This is a genomic window from Sphingobacterium sp. JB170 (genome assembly GCF_900163865.1).
Classification (GTDB): domain Bacteria; phylum Bacteroidota; class Bacteroidia; order Sphingobacteriales; family Sphingobacteriaceae; genus Sphingobacterium.
Window position 1 is genome coordinate 1 of the sequence record NZ_FUKU01000010.1, and the last position, 16,322, is coordinate 16,322.

Here is a 16,322-nt window from a genome sequence, read left to right on the forward strand (position 1 = left end):
TGCAATTTGCAAAATTGAATAATCTACGTCAAGATGCACCGTAATGAGGGCTTACTCTGTATTCGGAACTAATAACGTGGGATTTAAGATTGATATTGTTAACGGGAAGGCAATTGTTGCCGCCTTAGGAGCAGATAGCCTTGAGTGCGAAAAAGGTCTACTAGTTGGAGATATAATATCCGAAGTTAACGGTGTTCCGATCATTAAGCGGATTGAATCTAGGCGCCCGTTTATCCCCGCGTCGAATGAAAAAGTTGCCTTAAAATATATGGAGCAGAATCTCTTTCAAACAAATGAAGATCAACTGGAAATCAAGTTTACAAGAGACGGCATTGAACGGGTAATAAATATTCCGACATTAAAATTAACGTCTATCCGACCTGTCCCCGAAAAAAACACACCGCCTTTTAAAATATTAAACAACCGTATCGGATATGTTCAGGCTGGAAAATTTAAAGAAAAAGACATTGAACCATTTCTAAAATCGATGGAAGACAAACAAGGGCTAATTTTAGATTATAGGCAATATCCAGTAGACTATTTGCATGAGTTGTTTTCAAATTATCTATTTCGCGAAAAGAGAACATTTGTTAAACTTACAAAAAACAAAGGCCTTTCTCGTGGCGAATTTATTATAAACGATTCCGTAGCTATTGGGAATCACAACCCAGATTATTTCAAGGGGAAGGTGATCATTTTGATAGACGAAGGTACACAGAGTGCCGCCGAGTTCCAGGTTATGGCGTTCCAGACCATTCCAGGCGCAAAAGTAATTGGCAGAAACAGTGCTGGTGCTGATGGAAATATATCTTGGGTCCCACTACCCTTTGGATTTAATACGGCATTTTCGGGAATTGGCGTTTATTATCCTGATCTGAGAGAAACACAAGGTCCAGGCATTGTTCCCGATCTCTACGTAGAACAAGTTAGCGAGGATATTAAAAATAATTACGATAGGATACTACAAACAGCAATAGACTTGTTAAAATAAATCTGACAAATTTTTCATTAGTGGACTATTGTTCAACTATTTGATAATTGATATTGACTTTTTTGTCCATTTGCGTTTGATTATACAATTCAAATTCCATTGGTGTTTGCATCCTATGCGCTATCACTTTCTTTATTTGACAAATTTATTTTTTGCCTCCTCAGTTGTAGGCGTAAAAAAATTGATCAAGTTGCCATCTGGATCACGGAATAGTAAAGAACGGTTTCCCCAAGGCATTGTTGTGGGCTTTTGAACGATATCACTGGTTAAATTTTTAATTCTCTCATAATCATCATCTACATTTTCAACAAAGAATTCTATGATAACACTTTTATTGGTTGCCGGCGCCGCAACTCCAGCGCCAAAGAAAGCTAACTACGTACGCTGCCGATTGCCAAAGTAAAAGAATTTGTGTTGATCTCTGCAAAATCGTCCGTTGACCATTTAGCTTTTATGCCAGTCGCCTCTTCATAAAATTGAACTAAACGCTTAATTTCGGCAGTAATAATTCGTAATGATGCTAAATCTATTTTTTTCATTTTTCTCTTGTTTTAATGTTATTAACAATACAAAAGTAAAACGTCGTTATGACAACAGTATGTCAGGTATGCTGAATCTTATTCATGATATTTTAAAAACAAAAAGCCGATCGTCCGTGGGAAATGCCATCTCGCAGATCCGCCTATTGATTCTTTAATTAAAAGATTCCCTGAACGCTAATGGAGAAAGTTTAGTTTTTGTTTTGAACAATCGACTAAACGACTGTGGAAATTCAAAGCCTAATTGATAAGCTATTTCTGAGACCGATAAATTGGAAGACGATAATTTTTCTTTCGCTACTTCGATCAGTTTATTGTGGATGTGCTGCTGCGCATTTTGTCCTGTAAATGAACGCAACATATCGCTCAAATAACTAGGTGAGATATGTAACTGTTCTGAAAAATATTGAACAGAAGGGATCCCTTTCATCATTGCGCTTTCATTAGTGAAATAGGCGCCCAAAATTTCTTCGAACTTTTGCAATAGATCGTTATTAATGGCTTTTCGCGTTATAAATTGGCGTTTGTAAAAACGGTTGCTGTAATTCAATAGTAACTCTACCTGTGAAACAATTACATCTTGACTAAAATCGTCTATTCTACCATTTAATTCTTCGTCAAGTATGGCAAAAACAGAGAAAATTGTCGTCTTCTCTTTATCTGATAGATACAGAGCTTCGTTTGCTGTATAAGAAAAAAAGCCGTATTCCTTAATTTTCTTTGCCAAAGGATGAGTCAACAGGAAATCGGGATGAATAAGCAATAACTTGCCACTTGCTTGGCTGCTCTTCGGGCTTTCAATCACTTGGTTTGGGGAAGTAAATACTAACCCGCCTTCACCAAAATCATAATAGTTTTGCCCGTACTTTGCTTTTCCACAGGTATCTGTCTTGTACACAATCTTATAATAATTCAAGCTGAAAAATTTGGACAGTTCGTCTTCTTTAATTTTAATGTCTTTAAGATCAATAAAACTTATCAACGGGTGTTGGGGCTTTTGGAGCCCAAATACCCGGTGAAAATCTGTTAAAGATTCAAATTTATAAACCGAAACTTGTTCTCTTTTCATAATTCAAATTTATGAAATTACCAAGGACATTCTCCTGTTTCCGGGTTATATTCTTCGCTAATAAATTTCCCTGTCGGTCCATCCTCGCCTAACATGGCATATTTAACTACCCGGTTACCTGCCTCTTGGACAGTTCCTGTACCATTATGCCCATTAAAATCGGTTGCTACAAAGCCTGGACAAACGGCATTAACCTTAAATGATGTGTCTTTTAATTCGTACGCTAAATTGATGGTGTACATATTAAGCGCCGCTTTGGATGCCGGATAAACCGCTGCCTTGTGCGTATAATATTTCCAAGTTGGATCGCAATGCAAAGTGAGCGAACAACCGCTTGAAGAAAGATTTACGATTCGAGGTTGCGACGATTTTCTCAACAAATCAATAAAAGCTTGCGTAACACGCACGACGCCATATACGTTGGTTTCAAATACCTGTCTAAATTGATCGATACTTGCTTCCAAAGCCGCTTGTGGCATGCCGCCGTTGATGCCGGCATTGTTGATGAGTACATCTAAAACATCCGTTTTTTCACCTATTTCACTACGAGCTGCTTTTACGGATTCGTCATCCGTTACATCCAGTTGTATCGCTTCCACGTTGGCAAAACCTTCATTTTTTAACTTTTCCTCTGCTTTCCTGCCGTTTTCTCGATTTCTGCTGCCCAGAAAAACAAAGTATCCATTTTGCAGCAATTGTATTGCTGTTTGATAGCCAATACTTTTGTTCGCTCCTGTAATTAACGCTTTTTTCATTTTAATTGTTGTATTGGTTATAAATTCGTGCAAACTGTTTAGCAAAATCCTCTAATTTTACTTTGCCTAAGTTTGGCTTCTGGGAATAAAAGTCTTCAAACACGAAACCACTTCGTTGACTTGCCTGCATAGCGACCATACCTTCTGCAATCCCTTGATTAACTCCCGCGGCGAGCATTCCCGCCAACATGTCTTCATCTGAAATTACCAACCATTTCAAATCGGGAGTGGAAATGGCCTCTCCCAAAGCTTTTGCTACTTCGTTTGGTGATGCCTCATCACTCGCTACATAACGAACTGTTCTACCATTAAAAGGTAATTCCATTTCTTCGGCAACAGCGGATGCAATATCTAATGGCGATACCCAAGGTTCTTTTTTATCGCCTCCATAGTTTGAAATAATAGCTCCTGTTTCTTTAATAGTTTGTATTGATCTAAATAGATTGGTAAAGAAACCTACAGGTCGCATAAATTTGATAGAAACATCATTGGGTAATTGCTTTAAAATAGTTTCCACGTCATAATGAACGGAGAGTGCTCCGTATCCTGTTGCATTATGGGCGCCAATACTACTTAGATGTACGAGCTTTTTTACTTTTGAAACTTCGACCGCATGTTTGTAGTTCTTGCCGACGGTTTGAAATCCAGTAGCAAAATCGATATTTTGATCATATATATTACCAATACCTTCCCAAGCTTCCATCAAGTAAACAATATCTGCTCCTGTGAAAGTTTTGGCGAGGAAATCAGCATCCATCATTGTACCAATGGCAGGGTTTGCCCCTAACGCCTCAATTTCTTGCCGTCTATTAGCGTTACTACTAATAACGGTTACTGAATGTCCTTTTTCTACCAACTCTGTCGTCAGTGGTTTTCCAATGTTCCCTAAAGAACCGGTGATTACTATCTTCATATTTTACATTATTTGTTGATACAAATTTCATTAACAGCCAAAGAGAGTAAGTAACCTAAATCGGGAATTTCGTAACTAAAATGAGGGTATTGTTTAAGTGGGTGAATACTCGTATAGAATCCGGGAAATTTTCGCAAACAATTGCTTATTCGACACGGTTAATCTTATTGTAATAACCTAATTTACTGATGATTTATCACTAAATGACAGGAAATAAATGCGTTCCCTCAACTAGGTTTATTGTACTTTTTGTATTGTCGTTGCAAGCAAAAAATGAGAATAAATGAATGAAGTGGCCTCCAATGCTAAACCATTACATATCGTATCGCGTTCTCCATTCATATATGCTACTCTTTGTGAAACATCTTGGCCTATATTAATCTTTATTATCAAAAAGAACTAACTTACGTTTGTAATTGGGAATCTATGACAAAAAGAATTATTCTAATATTGATGCTCTTCTTGGTGAGTGATATTTACTTTTACCAAGCTGTCCTTACTCTGTCTCCACATATAATGATCCGACTAGGCTACTGGTCAATAGACCTTTTATTGGTTATAAGCTTAGTATCTCTAGCTTTTCTTCGCAAGCTACATCACAAGATGGAGCGTTTTATACAAGTGCTGATTACGGCTATTTTACTTGTATTCATTCCGAAGCTATTTTCCTTTCCGATATTACTAGCTGAAGATATCACCCGCGTAGTGCGGGGCTTTCCCGAGCGCAACGTCTATGTGAGTGAGATCGCCGTTGTTCTGGCAGTAATAGTCTTTGTTATTATCGTCTTTGGCCTAACCCGGGGAAGACATTTTTATAAGGTCCGCAAAGAAACTATTTATTTCCCCGACCTGCCCGAAGCATTCGATGGCTTCACAATCACTCAGCTCTCTGATATTCATTCGGGAAGCCTCTCCAACATCAAAGGCGTACAGAAGGGAATCGACCTAGCCAACGCTCAGCGAAGCGATCTACTTGTCTTTACCGGTGATTTAGTTAACAACATAGCTACCGAAATGGAACCTTGGGTGGAGGGCTTCAGTAAGCTAAGTGCACCATATGGCAAATATTCCGTACTAGGCAATCATGATTATGGAGACTATGTCAGATGGGAAAGTGTCGTAGCAAAAGAATCAAACATGCTGCGGCTAAAAGAAATTCATGCAGAAATTGGTTTTGAGCTATTACTTAACGATGCTGTCATGATACATAAACACGGGCAGCATATTGCTTTGATCGGAGTTGAAAACTGGGGCAAAGGCGGTTTTCATAAATACGGTGATCTGAAGAAAGCCGCTACGAATATCCCGCTTGACGCATTTAAAATACTCATGTCTCATGATCCGTCACATTGGGACGAAGTCACCTTAGACCGCAACCAACATATCCACCTTACCTTGGCGGGTCATACCCATGGCATGCAGTTTGGAATAGAACTTTTCAGCTTTAAATGGAGCCCCATTCAATATATGTACAAACAATGGGCAGGCCTATACAACAGCGAAGGACGATATCTTTACGTCAATAGGGGATTTGGCTACCACGGTCTGAAAGGTCGAATAGGCGTATGGCCGGAGGTAACTGTACTCACCTTAAAGCGAACTCCTTATGGAATTTAAACTGAAACGATAATCCTAACGTTGTTCAGACACAGTGGGACAATGTGAAAATTTTAGTTGTAATAATTATCTGTCCGAACGTCTGTGGTTTCGCAGTTACTGGCGTCTATTCAGTGTAAATTTCGATTTAAATTTTTCTCGTCATAATATTTGTATCCGCCAATTCGTACACGTCAATTAATCGAAAGCGGACATCGTATTATATCAACCGTTATTATATTGCAAACATCTCAAAATGGATTTCAAATCTCGGGATACTGGGAGCTTGAAATCCCTTCATCAATTTATCGAGGCATCTAATCATCCTCACGCAATCAGAATGTATTCGGGCAGCTTTAGTATAGACAGAGCAATCACGCAAAGTAAAAAACTGTACTTTTTATTGAATCGCCCCCATCATTTAGTTACGGTGTTGCCACTTTACGCAGAATGGCTTACCACGCAACGGTTGTAAAATCGATATCAGTTATACCGTGTAAAAATGATGATTCTATAGAATATTAATAATTTTTGATCACGGTATACATTGCTTCATTCACCGAAGGCTTTGATCTAAAAACGTTTTATATTGGTTCATTACTGAACGTGGGTACAGTTGTCTCGTAGAATTTTAACAAAATCATATCTTTTAGTCGGATACCATTTTCATATATAGGATCGGGATAGTTTTCAATGAAAAAATTCTTTATAGTACCAAACTTATCAAACCCATTCCTTTCGTAAAATCTTATCTGATTTATACCATTATCGGCAGTTCCCACAATAATCATTGAATACCTTTCCTTGCATATTCGTTTTATAAAACGTATTATCTCACTCCCTACTCCGTGGTTTCGAAAATTGTCAACTACAGCAATATTTTTGATCTCGATCGTATTTTCATTCACTGCAAGCAAACAAAAAGCAGCTATGGTTTTGCCGTTTTTAGAGACTCCATATACGGCCGAATCGAAGATATATTTGTCTATCGCTTCAACGGTTTCATCAGCCAGCAATAAAATTTCATAGGGAAAATTACTCTTGATGATATTAAATTCGAGGTCTTGATTTACTTGCATAGTCGATTAGTTGGCTGGATATATAAATTAAAAAGTCATTTAGTTTTTTTACCCTTCCTCACCGTAGGAATAGCACTTAACTATACACCCTCGGCGGAATTCATTTTAGTCAAATTTAGAATACCTTTTGATGACTCACAAATCGGTGTTATAATCAACAAATAGTATTGTTTTCAGCGTTGCTGGCTCAACCCTCTATTCTACTTCTATTTTTTTAGTGCATTAATGCCCTTTTTTGACGAACGACATTTATTCACGAAAACAGCAGCAAACCAACGTATTGAAAATCAATACTCACTGATTAAGGTATAGCCATATTATTATTACTGCGAAGAGTCCTTGTCCAATGTAGCGCTGATCGAACACTGATTTATACAGGAAAAGTACACCCAGCCGATAAAAAACAATTGTAATGGAATCCGGTACCAAAGGTAAATTGCCCCTTCTCCCTCATAAGTGGCGGCTTCCATATTCACATGCTGGATAGCAGAATAAATGTTGGACGGAAGAATCAGTACAAAGAATAAAATAACCAACCAACCGGTGAGATTTTGATATTTTGGAAGGAGCATCCCAATAGCGGCAATAATTTCTATAATTCCTGTCAGATAAACGATTGGCATTTTGTAAGGAATAAAATCGGGTAACATCATTGCCATACCTTCCGTATAAAAAAAATGTGCAACTCCAGTGATTACTAACATTGTCGCCATTGCTATACGTGCGGAAAGGGCATACTGTAATCCTTTGTTCATTATTTTTAAAATAAACAGGGCGATGAAAAATACGATTGGCAAAATAATTTCCGGCATAACTTTTTTTACAAAGTTGCTTTGTTATTCGGGAAGAAACAATGAACAATTGTTAAGAAATTTGACGGCGTATCCTGCTCAGTGCCTGCGGTGTAATACCGATATAAGACGCAATGTACTTCAATGGAATTTGCTTCAATAGACGTGGATGTTCTGTGAACAGCCGTAGATAACGCTTCTCCGCGGTTAATGTCAACAGGGATATCTCGCGTTCAACGTTTTCAAGGTATAATTTTTCACTTGCTAATCTTCCTATCTCGTTTCCAATTTTCGTTTCGTCGTAAATTTGTTGTAAATCTTTATAAGAAATCCGCCAAAGTACGGTTTCAGTTAACGTTTCCACCGCATATTTGCAGGGCTTTTGGGTTAGAAAAGAATCATAAGCACTTACGAATTCATCGTCAAATGAAAAAGAAAACGTAAAATCGTTTTCCTCTTTTGGAATATAAAACCGCAGAATTCCATTTTCTATAAAGGAAAGATAATTTTCAGTTTCACCAATATCTAAAAGCTTATGTTTCTTAGGGAATTTTTGACATATCAGTTTAGAAGCAAACACACTCCATTCAACGTCAGTAATTGATACGGATCTTTCAAAATATCTTCGTATTTGTTCCATTATGCAGGGTCTTGGTTTATTTGCCGCTAACTTCCTTTGATCGCATTTATACACCATCAATCCTTCATTAGCTTCCAGGTCGTGTAAAAATAGTAAATTCTGTATTGTAGTGCGATAGATTCATTTTTTTATCCCCCTGTTTACAAACAGTAAAATCGTTGCTGCAACCCAAGACAACACCAACAGATTCTTTGATACCCAGTGATTATTCCAATCAGACATATTCAAACAAAGGCTTACTATAACCCCGGCTGCGCAAATCCCAAACATATAGCCAACAACCAGATATACGATATTATAATCTATTAATCGGCTTTTATAGCGTGTTCTTAAAATCAAGCAATTAAACTGCGGACGGTCCAATTCACAGTCTCGATCGAAACCTATTTTTCAATTGCAAATCTATAGATACTGGTACTTTGGTAGGTCTCCTTTGGGTCAAGTGTGACTGATGGCCACTGCGGTCTATTTGGAGAGTCAGGAAAATGTTGAGGTTCTAAACAAATGGCAGTCTGTTCAGTATATATTTTTGACTTTTTCCCTGTCCGGGTACCGTCTAGCATGTTTCCCGTATACACTTGAAGTCCCGGTTCTGTCGTAAAAACTTCCAACGCGATGCCCGTCTTTGGAGAATACACCTTTGCTGCAAGTATGGATAAATCACCACCACTATTTAGCACGAAATTATGATCCAGTCCTCGCGTAAAACGCAGTTGTTGATTCTCATCGTTTAAAGACAGCGTTTTAGCGATTTGTCTTGGTTTAGTAAAGTCAAATGGAGAAGCGGCAACGTTTTCCAAGGCCCCCGTAGGTATGAGCTCGCTAGTAAGTGGCGTGTATCGATCTGCATCTACAAAAAGTACGTGATCGGATATTTTCTGCGAGGGGTCACCGGATAGGTTAAAAAAACTATGGTTCGTCATGTTAACAACGGTTTTCTTGTCGGTGTTTACCTTGTAGTCGATTCTTAGTGAATTGTTGTCTGCCATAGTAAAGGTTACATTTAAATTTGCAGTACCAGGAAAACCGCTCTCGCCATCCTTGGAAATATATCCTAACACAAGAACACTGTCCGATTGCTTCTCGAGACTAAAAACTTGATTCTGCCAGCCCTCCGCACCACCATGTATTGTATGTTTACCACTATTTATATCTAGCCTTACAGTGTCACTATCTAGCATAAATTTTCCATAGGCAATACGGTTGGCTACCCGTCCTACCGTAGCTCCGAAGGAGGAGGGCTGTTTCAAATACTCTGAGATATTATCGAAACCCAATACCACGTCCTGCAAATCGCCGTCCTTATCCGGCACCATTAGTGAAACAATCCTTCCGCCGAAATTGGTAATACACGCTTCCATACCGCTTTTGTTTCTTATCGTGAATAGATCCGTTTGCTTTCCGTCTACAACTTGTCTGAAATCATCACTCCGAAGACCCGATTTCGGGCGATAGGAGGCACTGCGATCACATGAAATCACGATTACCACAATCAAAAAAAATATAACATTCGTTAAAACTTTCATAATCTTATTTTAAAATTGTGCGCCCGCTCTGGCGACTACGTATTTTTTGAAAAAAGCGGTCACTAAACAACGAGAAAAATCGCTAATAGTTCATCTACTTAACAAAAAAACAACTATAATTCAGCAAGATACCGATTACATCTCAAAAAACAAGACGTACACAATATATGTTTTTTAATTCAATATTCGGAGGAAGCTGATATACCGGCCATATCCAACATATATTTCCCCCCCGGCGTGTTTATATCTTAACAGCTTTCCGTAAAATGTTTTCTCATGCTTTAAATTTCCATCGTCTACTCCATGAAATTTACCTCCTCCCTCTACCGTGACCGGCACTTTTCAATAATCGAATTCAATACTGTCACGAATGGTTTAGCTATTTTATCGCGCCCCTCACTCCGGAGCTTATCGATCCGACTACGGAAGAACGAAATTAAAACCAAGTCTGATCGATCACCGGTAATCAAAGAGAGAACTTCATCAATTGACATTACTTCGATATTTTCAACCGAATTGATCTTACTGCGGTATTTATTTATGTAAGCAGCGGGGTAATCAGTGATGAAACTTGTAGATACATCATCGTTTCCAACAACAAATTCTTTCGGCACAAAATGACTTGTGCTAATGTACCTAGATTTTCGATCGTGACTCAATCGATAAAGCACTCTCCAGGTTCCATTTTTATATTCGTTTTCCTTTAAAATTTTAGGTGTAATTGGTATCATTATTTAATCCATTCGTAAAACATTCATAAAACATATATTGTCAGACATTCCAATGCACTAAGAATGTTTACGAAACACTAATATTTTTAACAGGTTGCTTTTCGATCAAAACGGGTTTAAACGACAAAAGAGCGCTATTTTTGAAAATAGACGCTCTTTTTTTACTTGCGGAGAGGGAGGGATTTGTACCAACTCACAAACACCTTGACAATCAATAACTTACCTGGAAAATTAATTTTACTCACCGAATTACGCACCACTTTATTAATATAGATTAATCGCAAATCGTACAGTACAAATATAGAAGTTTACGCGATATGATCAAATATTAATATATAAGATTTGCTAACAACTTGGCATTTCGATAGGCAGATTAGTGGTGATATGTTGTTAGTAACTGCCTGCTTTATTTGTAAAGTCAGCAACCATTCTTAAGGATGCGGACGGAATGAAAAAGTCATAAGCTTAATTTTTAGACATGCTTACTTCTAGGTTGATCAAATACCAACTTGTTGCGGAAAGGATCGCTTGAACAGTGTCATTGGTGCATAGTGTGGTTTGACGCGGGAAACTCCATTAACATCCAAACTGCTAACTCTTTTGCAGATGTTCCGGTAAATGAGACAACTGTTGATAAGTTTTATAACATAATTAGAAAATTCTCAAACTGGTCACCGTTTTGCTCATATATAGCTAGCTCGATGATTAGTACAAATCTGACTGTTTACTCTTAAAGAGGAAATAAAACAGGTTAAATGAAATGGAGGAACAAGCTGCTAACCTATCCGTTTACCATTGAATTATTCCGAAGATGCAATTCAGACATGAAGCAATTGTTTCCGTAAAATGCAGCGCCCGATAGGGCAAGAGTCTGCCCGCAGGGAGACAAGCCACAAACGAGCGTTGGGAAGCTTCTTTACCTCATCTCCGTGTCAGTGTATTGAATTTAATATCTATATTTCTTTAGAATTTGTTGTAACGTAGTTGCTTTTATTTCTTTCAGGATGGGATTACAGCTTTAGAAGTCCTTTGTATGGTAGGCGGTTCAGCCAATTATCTTTGACCTTTAGGCTGTCTTTCAATTCTTTGATCTCACCGATGGTTATTCCTGAAACATACTGTGCTGGTTCTGATCTGCGCCCGCTTCCATCACACATTTATTTGGTAAAATATAAATTTAATTATTTAAATAGGCTACATCTCCCAGGCACATGATATCATCGCTGTTTTAAACCAGTTGAAATCGCAACTCTTACCGCAGTTTTTCATGCCTTGTGATAATGCAAATAATCAGAAGGGTTTTAAGGAATCTATTCAATTAGTATTAGGGTATAATATTACGCAAAAAGCAGCAGGAATGGAAAGAATGTTGGCGTTAATCAACGAGCATCAAGATGAATAGATACTGGGGTTAATGTAAATTGATAATCTGCATTTGGTGCTACGTTCCCACTATCGGTAGTTTTAAATCGTAAGACTTTTCCCTGTTCCTTATTATTATTTGCATTATCAGCGGCATTATCAGCGACATAAATAAACAGTTCCTCTTCACGGTCATCAATGCTTACATCTATTGGGGTCTGTAATTTGGTTTGTGCACCTTCAATTGTTCGTGTAGGAGTTACATTACCTTGTGTGGTAAAAGCCTGTTTAGCATTCTCAATAATATAAATTTTACCAGAACCGTAATCTGTTAAAACCAACATATCCAACCTGCTTGAGTAAGTAATTCCACGTATATCTGTAGCACCGGGAATAACAATTTTCTTTGACGCACTTACAATACCGGAATCAATTTTGGATATCCTTTCAAGGAGCTGAACTTCTTTGGATGTGCCAGCGATTGCTATAAATAAACTGTCGCCTTGATCTGGATTGCTTTGATCTGCATTGCTTTGTAAATGTAGTCCCCAGGGCTGTCCCGTCAGGTGAAACCTCTTGTTGGGACCGACCTCTCCATTCCGATTTAAAGCTTGTGCATACATATAGATACTTTGTGTCAGGTTATCTGAAACATATAGATTTTTAGAAGTTGGATCATAAGCCAGATCACGTTGGTTAAGCAAAGTTGAATCCTTGAAGGTGCTCCCAGTGCCTACAGCACCCTGTTTATTAACAGAAAAGGTTTTGATTGAACGGTTGTACCGTCCACAGCGTTGGTAATTGTAAACTGGCTGGCGTCATAATCTCCAGGCACATCCGAACATTCCAGCACTAATTTATTGTCTAAACTTACATCCCAGCCGTTCCGACTAGCCTTGTCAACCAAAAAGACACTGCGATTCGCTGATGCAAGATCGAGTTTATAAACACCCTCATCTGCCCATTTATAATAAATCGTACCCGGCAATTTCTTTAAATCACTCGCTCCAGCATCTGGTTCGGAGCTATCTTTTTTGCATGCGGCAATTAGTATTAAAAAGCAAAGGAGAAAGAAATGTGTTTTTTTCATCATAATTTATTTCTGACAAACGTACAAATTCGTGTATTGTTCCGTTTGCACGAAATACTACGTTTCCGTTGCGTGAAGTTTCAAACGCATAAAAGCCGTGTTTTTTATTTTCCATCTTCAGCACTTTTGTTTCCATCCATTGTTCAAAAAGTTCGGGTTCCTGGTATGCTTTAAAAAGCAGTTCCAAAGGCAAATCAAATTCCCTTATGATTAAGATTTCCTGTTTGCCGTCTTCGGCATTAACTTTTGTTTTTTGTTCCATTATTTTTTGTTTTTATGGTTTTTCATTACAACTTCCAGTTTGTTAAACCTGTCGTCCCACATTTTGCGGAACGGTTCAATAAAGTCAGCTACTTCTTTCATTTGTTTTGCGTTAATGTGGTAATAAATTTCCCTGCCGTTTTGCTCTTGTTTAAGCAATTCGCACTCGGTAAGAATTTGTAAGTGTTTTGAAACAGTTGGTCTCGCTGTGTCAAAGTTTGAAGCGATTGCGCCTGCTGTCATAGATTGCGTAGCAACCAACAGAAGTATAGCCCGTCTTGTCGGGTCTGCAATGGCTTGAAATACGTCTCGTCTTAAATTCATTATGAAGCTATTTGACTACAAATACAAATGTAGCTATTAACTACCCAACTTTTTTTTTATTTTTTTTCCCGTTGTCATAAAGTCTGAATGATTGTCTGTTTTTAATATTTCTTCTAAAGTCAGCGAGTACTGTTTGCCTGAAAAAGCTGATAGAAGAAAGCCGATGTCTTCATTTACCTAAAATAAGCAGAAAGAAGTCGCCCTTCCTATATGACAGTTCAGCCTTTATGATTTCTCAAGAAAATAAGGAATTGAGAAATCAGGTAAAGTAAATTTTTATACAAAACAAATATATATTAATATAAAAGCGATTTGATATACAATTATATAAAAGAAAAGGGCTAGCGACTTTATATATTCATATAATTTTCAATGCAGGTGAAGCCGTGAAATTCATCAGTATTTTTTTATTGCAAGATGTCCTTTTGTCACTACGATTTTTCAAATCTCGTTTCCAAAAAGTTCTTGCCGTCCGGATGAAATACACGTGTATTTTTTGTAGTGCAAGATGTAACTTTGTCTATGCGTTTTTTCAAAACACGCATCCAAAGTTATTCTTGCCCACGGGAATTTTTGTCGGAACTCCGGTCCATTATTATTAAGATTAATTGCATCAAAAAGATTTTTAAAGAAAACGAATTTTGTATTTAAATTTAAAGAGCATATATTCGTAGTACTTAGTATTCCAATACTTAGTAGGATTTACTCTATTACTTATTAATACTATTTAACTCTAAATTATTATATTTTCTCTTACGGAATCCGCAAACTAACATTGATGAACGGGAATAGCAACATGCATTGGCATAATTTCATTGCGGGTGATAATAACGCTTACCGGGAATTATACAATGAAAATATTGACAAATTATATTCCTATGGCAGCAAATTTTCCAAAGATACTGATCTCGTAAAGGATTGCATTCATGATTTGTTTGTCGACTTAAACAACTATAGAGCAAAGCTTCATAAGGATGTAAATGTAACTGCTTATCTCTATTTGTCTCTTAGACGAAAAATTTTCAGTTGTATCAAAAAAAAGGGTACTAGCATAGAGGTTCATAATTTAGAGCAATCCATATTCGCAGTTGAATGGAATGCAGAAATTAATATGGTCTATTCTGAAGAATGGAAACTACTTTTATCTCGTTTAAATGAAGAACTTAAAATCTTAAGTAGCAGGCAACAAGAAGTACTTTTTTTAAAATTCCATTCAGAATTAACCTATGAAGAAGTAGCAGAAATAATGAGAATATCCGTTGCTACTTGTCGAACACTCGTTTATAGAGCTATTAAACAATTGCGTGTAAAAATGGAAAATGTTCCAAAAATAGCACTCTTTTTATCAATTATATTTTCCTGATTACAAGCGACTTACTACATAATACTCATTTTTTTTCAGAAAGTGTGTCTATAAAAGCTCAGTAACCTTCTCTATATTATTAAACAAGGTTTCTATTTTATGAGCAAAAACGTGGAAGACATCTTATCGGATGAAAATTATGATAAGAACAATACAAACCAACATTCAAACCATGAGCAGGAAAAACTAGCTGCTCACCTGCTAAATATAATTAAAAACCCTGTTTCTTCTGAGCTAAACGAAGAAGAAAAAAAAAGAATATGGAAACGTATTCTTCAATCAAATAGCAAACATTTCAAAGTTAAGACATTAACAAAAAGAAATTGGATATATTCTGTAGCAGCTGCAATAGTTTTAATGATTCTATCTTATGGAATATGGTCAAATTACTCTTATAAACAAGATTCTAGCTTAATTAATATGGCAGCCCAAAAACGCCACCTATTAAAAACGATAGAGAAAGTTGAAATTACAAGCAGAAACTCTTCCATTAAGTTTGATTCAGATTCCACTATTCTCTTTAACGCACTTGATCTAAACCACACTGGCGATGAAACACAAAGTTTTAGTACATTAACCGTTCCTTATGGACAACGCTCTGAGATTGTTCTTTCCGATGGTTCAAAAATATGGATGAACTCTGGCTCTCAATTAACATTTCCTAACCAATTTTCCAATGATAAACGCGAAGTCTATTTAGAAGGTGAAGCTTTCTTTGATATCGCACATAACCCTGATAAGCCCTTTATTGTACAATCTGAAAATATGAATATTAAAGTGTTAGGAACTACCTTTAATCTAAGTTCTTATCAAGAAGATTCATATAATTCTATCTTTTTACTCTCCGGTAAAATTGAACTGACAAGTTCGAGTAACCGGGTCTTTAAAAAACAAATATTACATCCAGGTACAGAAGCGAAATTAAGTAAATCAAACAATCAGCTTTCTATAGGTTCAAACCCAGAACTTATAGATGTCTTATGGACCAAAAAGCAACTTCTCCTAAAAAACACGCCATTGCCTGATCTATTGCAAAAGCTTATCCGAGTTTACAATACAGATATTATACAAGACTTTAAAATCAATGAGGATGAATCTTTTTCAGGTAGGCTAAACCTAAACGATTCCCTAAGTACTGTATTAGGATATATATATGACCCAAATAAGTTCACGATTAAACACACTGAAGGGAGGATAACGGTTCAAAAAAAATAGACAAAAGACAAACAAACGGATAGATGCGCTAACATCTATCCGCCATTTAATAATTAACTCATTCATTAATTAATTAT

Annotated in this window: 19 protein-coding genes; 4 read left to right on the top strand and 15 right to left on the bottom strand. The window is 37.0% G+C overall.

Features of this window, described 5'->3' with window-relative positions; all coding sequences use genetic code 11:
* Nucleotides 1-43 precede the first annotated feature (43 nt).
* Entirely contained in the window at nt 44-991 is a 948-nt protein-coding gene (locus FM107_RS01165; protein WP_086946693.1) for a S41 family peptidase, read from the top strand.
* A gap of 132 nt (nt 992-1,123) precedes the next feature.
* Here the strand turns inward: FM107_RS01165 and FM107_RS19835 are convergent, their stop codons facing one another.
* The 5 genes from FM107_RS19835 to FM107_RS01190 form a co-directional block, all read right to left on the bottom strand.
* Nucleotides 1,124-1,315, bottom strand: a complete 192-nt coding sequence (locus FM107_RS19835) for a glyoxalase/bleomycin resistance/extradiol dioxygenase family protein (protein WP_306298623.1) — start codon at nt 1,313-1,315, stop codon at nt 1,124-1,126.
* Nucleotides 1,316-1,362: 47 nt separating this feature from the next.
* Nucleotides 1,363-1,530, bottom strand: a complete 168-nt coding sequence (locus tag FM107_RS19840) for a hypothetical protein (RefSeq protein ID WP_256959269.1) — start codon at nt 1,528-1,530, stop codon at nt 1,363-1,365.
* A gap of 154 nt (nt 1,531-1,684) precedes the next feature.
* Entirely contained in the window at nt 1,685-2,599 is a 915-nt protein-coding gene (locus FM107_RS01180) for an AraC family transcriptional regulator (RefSeq protein ID WP_086946695.1), read from the bottom strand.
* Between the two features lie 17 nt (nt 2,600-2,616).
* On the bottom strand, nt 2,617-3,354 hold the full coding sequence (locus FM107_RS01185) for an SDR family oxidoreductase (protein ID WP_086946696.1): 738 nt from the start codon (nt 3,352-3,354) through the stop codon (nt 2,617-2,619).
* Between the two features lies 1 nt (nt 3,355).
* Nucleotides 3,356-4,267 carry an SDR family oxidoreductase gene (locus tag FM107_RS01190; protein WP_086946697.1) on the bottom strand — a complete coding sequence of 304 codons (912 nt, stop codon included), beginning with the start codon at nt 4,265-4,267 and terminating at the stop codon, nt 3,356-3,358.
* A 426-nt stretch (nt 4,268-4,693) separates the two neighbouring features.
* On the opposite strand from FM107_RS01190, the gene FM107_RS01195 reads away from it, so the two are divergent.
* Nucleotides 4,694-5,884 (top strand): metallophosphoesterase, encoded by a 1,191-nt coding sequence (locus FM107_RS01195; protein WP_086946698.1) that lies wholly within the window; start codon nt 4,694-4,696, stop codon nt 5,882-5,884.
* A 563-nt stretch (nt 5,885-6,447) separates the two neighbouring features.
* Here FM107_RS01195 and FM107_RS01200 read toward each other — a convergent pair.
* The 10 genes from FM107_RS01200 to FM107_RS01240 form a co-directional block, all read right to left on the bottom strand.
* Nucleotides 6,448-6,942, bottom strand: coding sequence for a GNAT family N-acetyltransferase (locus FM107_RS01200; protein WP_086946699.1), 495 nt, complete (start codon nt 6,940-6,942; stop codon nt 6,448-6,450).
* 323 nt (nt 6,943-7,265) lie between these two features.
* Nucleotides 7,266-7,697 (bottom strand): hypothetical protein, encoded by a 432-nt coding sequence (locus tag FM107_RS01205; RefSeq protein WP_218778888.1) that lies wholly within the window; start codon nt 7,695-7,697, stop codon nt 7,266-7,268.
* Between the two features lie 109 nt (nt 7,698-7,806).
* Complete coding sequence (locus tag FM107_RS01210) at nt 7,807-8,373, bottom strand: Crp/Fnr family transcriptional regulator (RefSeq protein ID WP_086946728.1); 567 nt, start codon at nt 8,371-8,373, stop codon at nt 7,807-7,809.
* A gap of 383 nt (nt 8,374-8,756) precedes the next feature.
* Nucleotides 8,757-9,899 carry an aldose epimerase family protein gene (locus FM107_RS01215; protein ID WP_086946701.1) on the bottom strand — a complete coding sequence of 381 codons (1,143 nt, stop codon included), beginning with the start codon at nt 9,897-9,899 and terminating at the stop codon, nt 8,757-8,759.
* Between the two features lie 323 nt (nt 9,900-10,222).
* Nucleotides 10,223-10,630, bottom strand: coding sequence for a hypothetical protein (locus FM107_RS01220; protein ID WP_086946702.1), 408 nt, complete (start codon nt 10,628-10,630; stop codon nt 10,223-10,225).
* A gap of 1,010 nt (nt 10,631-11,640) precedes the next feature.
* Nucleotides 11,641-11,787: a hypothetical protein gene (locus tag FM107_RS19450; RefSeq protein WP_179204363.1), complete on the bottom strand. Its 147-nt coding sequence runs from the start codon at nt 11,785-11,787 to the stop codon at nt 11,641-11,643.
* A 222-nt stretch (nt 11,788-12,009) separates the two neighbouring features.
* Nucleotides 12,010-12,696 (bottom strand): hypothetical protein, encoded by a 687-nt coding sequence (locus FM107_RS01225; RefSeq protein WP_179204364.1) that lies wholly within the window; start codon nt 12,694-12,696, stop codon nt 12,010-12,012.
* A 29-nt stretch (nt 12,697-12,725) separates the two neighbouring features.
* Nucleotides 12,726-13,085: a hypothetical protein gene (locus FM107_RS01230; protein WP_143559395.1), complete on the bottom strand. Its 360-nt coding sequence runs from the start codon at nt 13,083-13,085 to the stop codon at nt 12,726-12,728.
* Nucleotides 13,018-13,344: an SRPBCC domain-containing protein gene (locus FM107_RS01235; protein WP_218778889.1), complete on the bottom strand. Its 327-nt coding sequence runs from the start codon at nt 13,342-13,344 to the stop codon at nt 13,018-13,020. The genes FM107_RS01230 and FM107_RS01235 overlap by 68 nt, the downstream gene beginning before the upstream one ends.
* Nucleotides 13,344-13,667, bottom strand: coding sequence for a helix-turn-helix transcriptional regulator (locus tag FM107_RS01240; protein WP_086946705.1), 324 nt, complete (start codon nt 13,665-13,667; stop codon nt 13,344-13,346). The genes FM107_RS01235 and FM107_RS01240 overlap by 1 nt, the downstream gene beginning before the upstream one ends.
* A gap of 796 nt (nt 13,668-14,463) precedes the next feature.
* On the opposite strand from FM107_RS01240, the gene FM107_RS01245 reads away from it, so the two are divergent.
* Nucleotides 14,464-15,030, top strand: coding sequence for an RNA polymerase sigma factor (locus tag FM107_RS01245; protein WP_218778890.1), 567 nt, complete (start codon nt 14,464-14,466; stop codon nt 15,028-15,030).
* A gap of 99 nt (nt 15,031-15,129) precedes the next feature.
* The gene (locus FM107_RS01250; protein ID WP_086946707.1) at nt 15,130-16,245 is read left to right on the top strand and encodes a FecR domain-containing protein; all 1,116 of its coding nucleotides are present in this window, start codon (nt 15,130-15,132) and stop codon (nt 16,243-16,245) included.
* The last annotated feature ends 77 nt before the right edge of the window (nt 16,246-16,322 follow it).

Excerpts from the sequence above, each read along its gene's own strand:
- FM107_RS01165 (WP_086946693.1), top strand. The coding sequence starts at position 44 with ATGAGGGCTTACTCTGTATTCGGAACTAATAACGTGGGATTTAAGATT.
- FM107_RS19840 (WP_256959269.1), bottom strand. The coding sequence starts at position 1,530 with ATGAAAAAAATAGATTTAGCATCATTACGAATTATTACTGCCGAAATT.
- FM107_RS01180 (WP_086946695.1), bottom strand. The coding sequence starts at position 2,599 with ATGAAAAGAGAACAAGTTTCGGTTTATAAATTTGAATCTTTAACAGAT.
- FM107_RS01185 (WP_086946696.1), bottom strand. The coding sequence starts at position 3,354 with ATGAAAAAAGCGTTAATTACAGGAGCGAACAAAAGTATTGGCTATCAA.
- FM107_RS01190 (WP_086946697.1), bottom strand. The coding sequence starts at position 4,267 with ATGAAGATAGTAATCACCGGTTCTTTAGGGAACATTGGAAAACCACTG.
- FM107_RS01195 (WP_086946698.1), top strand. The coding sequence starts at position 4,694 with ATGACAAAAAGAATTATTCTAATATTGATGCTCTTCTTGGTGAGTGAT.
- FM107_RS01200 (WP_086946699.1), bottom strand. The coding sequence starts at position 6,942 with ATGCAAGTAAATCAAGACCTCGAATTTAATATCATCAAGAGTAATTTT.
- FM107_RS01205 (WP_218778888.1), bottom strand. The coding sequence starts at position 7,697 with ATGAACAAAGGATTACAGTATGCCCTTTCCGCACGTATAGCAATGGCG.
- FM107_RS01210 (WP_086946728.1), bottom strand. The coding sequence starts at position 8,373 with ATGGAACAAATACGAAGATATTTTGAAAGATCCGTATCAATTACTGAC.
- FM107_RS01215 (WP_086946701.1), bottom strand. The coding sequence starts at position 9,899 with ATGAAAGTTTTAACGAATGTTATATTTTTTTTGATTGTGGTAATCGTG.
- FM107_RS01220 (WP_086946702.1), bottom strand. The coding sequence starts at position 10,630 with ATGATACCAATTACACCTAAAATTTTAAAGGAAAACGAATATAAAAAT.
- FM107_RS19450 (WP_179204363.1), bottom strand. The coding sequence starts at position 11,787 with ATGTGTGATGGAAGCGGGCGCAGATCAGAACCAGCACAGTATGTTTCA.
- FM107_RS01230 (WP_143559395.1), bottom strand. The coding sequence starts at position 13,085 with ATGATGAAAAAAACACATTTCTTTCTCCTTTGCTTTTTAATACTAATT.
- FM107_RS01235 (WP_218778889.1), bottom strand. The coding sequence starts at position 13,344 with ATGGAACAAAAAACAAAAGTTAATGCCGAAGACGGCAAACAGGAAATC.
- FM107_RS01240 (WP_086946705.1), bottom strand. The coding sequence starts at position 13,667 with ATGAATTTAAGACGAGACGTATTTCAAGCCATTGCAGACCCGACAAGA.
- FM107_RS01245 (WP_218778890.1), top strand. The coding sequence starts at position 14,464 with ATGCATTGGCATAATTTCATTGCGGGTGATAATAACGCTTACCGGGAA.
- FM107_RS01250 (WP_086946707.1), top strand. The coding sequence starts at position 15,130 with ATGAGCAAAAACGTGGAAGACATCTTATCGGATGAAAATTATGATAAG.